Origin of the sequence: uncultured Sphingomonas sp. (assembly GCF_964235535.1) — a bacterium.
Classification (GTDB): domain Bacteria; phylum Pseudomonadota; class Alphaproteobacteria; order Sphingomonadales; family Sphingomonadaceae; genus Sphingomonas.
In genome coordinates, this window is sequence record NZ_CAXSBH010000108.1 from 1 (window position 1) to 2,297 (window position 2,297).

Annotated in this window: 1 protein-coding gene; it reads left to right on the plus strand. The window is 68.9% G+C overall.

The window, feature by feature from the left end; translation table 11 throughout:
• Window positions 1–66: 66 nt before the first annotated feature.
• The gene (scpA, locus tag ACFE7F_RS15840) at window positions 67–2,292 is read left to right on the plus strand and encodes a methylmalonyl-CoA mutase (protein WP_375404808.1); all 2,226 of its coding nucleotides are present in this window, start codon (window positions 67–69) and stop codon (window positions 2,290–2,292) included.
• Window positions 2,293–2,297: the final 5 nt, after the last annotated feature.

A 2,297-nucleotide genomic window follows, 5' to 3' on the forward strand; every position in this document is an offset into this window, starting at 1 on the left:
CTTAGGGGCAAGCAGCTCGAGAACCCGTGGAAGAAGCATGATAATATCCCACTCTAGCTTGCGCGCATGACCGACCGCACCACCATCGGCGCTTCGCTTGCCGCGCCTGGCGAGGATCCCGGCGTGCCCCCGAAGGCTCGCGTGCTGCCCGAACCGACCGTAAATCCCACGCTTGCCGATTGGGCGGCGTTGGCGGCGAGGGAGGTGGGGGGCGCGGATCTGGTGTGGCGCACGCCGGAGGGGATCGCGGTCAAGCCGCTCTACACGGCGGCGGACGTGGAGGGTGATCCGGGGCTGCCGGGTTTCGCGCCGTTCACGCGCGGGGTGCGGGCGTCGATGTATGCGGGGCGGCCCTGGACGGTCCGGCAATATGCGGGCTTCTCGACCGCGGAGGCGTCCAACGCGTTCTACCGGCGCAACCTGGCGGCGGGTCAGAAGGGGCTGTCGGTCGCGTTCGACCTGGCGACGCACCGGGGGTACGACAGCGACCATCCCCGCGTGGTCGGCGATGTCGGGAAAGCCGGGGTCGCGATCGACACGGTCGAGGACATGAAGGTGCTGTTCGACGGCATCCCGCTCGACACGATGAGTGTCAGCATGACGATGAACGGGGCGGTGATCCCGATCCTGGCGTTCTTCATCGTCGCCGGCGAGGAGCAGGGCGTGCCCCGCGCGGCGCTCGAGGGCACGATCCAGAACGACATCCTGAAGGAGTTCATGGTCCGCAACACGTACATCTACCCGCCGGGGCCGAGCATGCGGATCATCTCGGACATCTTCGGCTACACCAGCCGCGAGATGCCCAAGTTCAACTCGATCTCGATCAGCGGCTACCACATGCAGGAGGCGGGGGCGACGCAGCTCCACGAGCTCGCCTTCACGATCGCCGATGGGCGCGAGTATGTGAAGCACGGGGTGGCGAGCGGGCTCGATATCGACGGGTTCGCCGGGCGGTTGTCGTTCTTCTTCGCGATCGGCATGAACTTCTTCATGGAGATCGCCAAGCTGCGCGCGGCTCGGGTGTTGTGGCACCGGGTGATGACCGAACTGGGCGCCACCGACGAGCGGTCCAAGATGCTCCGGACGCACTGCCAGACCTCGGGCGTCTCGCTGACCGAGCAGGACCCGTACAACAACGTCATGCGCACGACGATCGAGGCGATGGCGGCGATGCTGGGGGGAACGCAGAGCCTCCACACCAACGCGCTCGACGAGGCGATCGCGCTCCCGACCGACTTCTCGGCGCGGATCGCGCGCAACACGCAGATCGTGCTCCAGGAGGAGACGGGGATGACGCGCGTCGTCGACCCGCTCGGCGGGTCGTACTACGTCGAAAGCCTGACCAAGCAGCTGGTCGACGGCGCGTGGGCGCTGATCGAGCGGATCGAGCATGAGGGTGGGATGGCCAAGGCGGTCGCGGCGGGGTGGCCCAAGGCGATGATCGAGGAGGCCGCCGCCGCCCGCCAAGCGCGGGTCGACCGGGGCGAGGACGTGATCGTCGGGGTCAACAAGTACAAGCTGGAGACGGAAGGTCCGATCGACATCCTGGACGTCGACAATGTCGCGGTGCGCGAGGCGCAGGTGGCGCGCATTGGTCAGGTAAAAGCCGCGCGGAGCGAGGAAGCGTGCCGGGCCGCGCTCGACGCGGTGCGCGAGGGCGCGGGCGGGACGGGCAACCTGCTCGAGCTCGCGGTCACGGCGGCGCGGGCGCGGGCGACGTTGGGCGAGATCAGCCAGGCGATGGAGGACGTGTTCGGGCGCTACGGCACGCAGCCGACGCCGGTGTCGGGCATCTATGGCGGCGCGTACGGGGGCGACGCGCGGTGGACGCGGCTGACCGACGGCGTCGCCTCGACCGGGCGGCGGCTGGGGCGCAGGCCCCGGATGCTCGTCGCCAAGATGGGGCAGGACGGGCATGACCGGGGCGCGAACCTGGTCTCGTCCATGTTCGGCGACCTGGGGTTCGAGATCGTCCCCGGTCCGTTGTTCCAGACGCCCGCCGAGGCCGCCGCGCTGGCGGTCGAACGCGATGTCGACGTGGTCGGCGCGTCGAGCCTGGCGGCGGGGCACAAGACGCTCATCCCCGAGCTGATCGCCGGCTTGCGCGAGGCGGGGCGCGCGGACATCAAGGTGATCGCGGGGGGCGTGATCCCGGCGCAGGACTATCAGAGCTTACGCGACATGGGCGTCCAGGCGATATTCGGGCCGGGCACCAACCTGGTCGAGGCGGCCGCCGAAGTGCTCCGGTTGCTCGGGCACAATATGGGACCCGTGGAGGAAACGGCGGAATGAACATG

What these genes read in the sequence shown, in the direction of transcription:
- scpA (WP_375404808.1), top strand. Translation starts at nt 67, where the DNA reads ATGACCGACCGCACCACCATCGGCGCTTCGCTTGCCGCGCCTGGCGAG.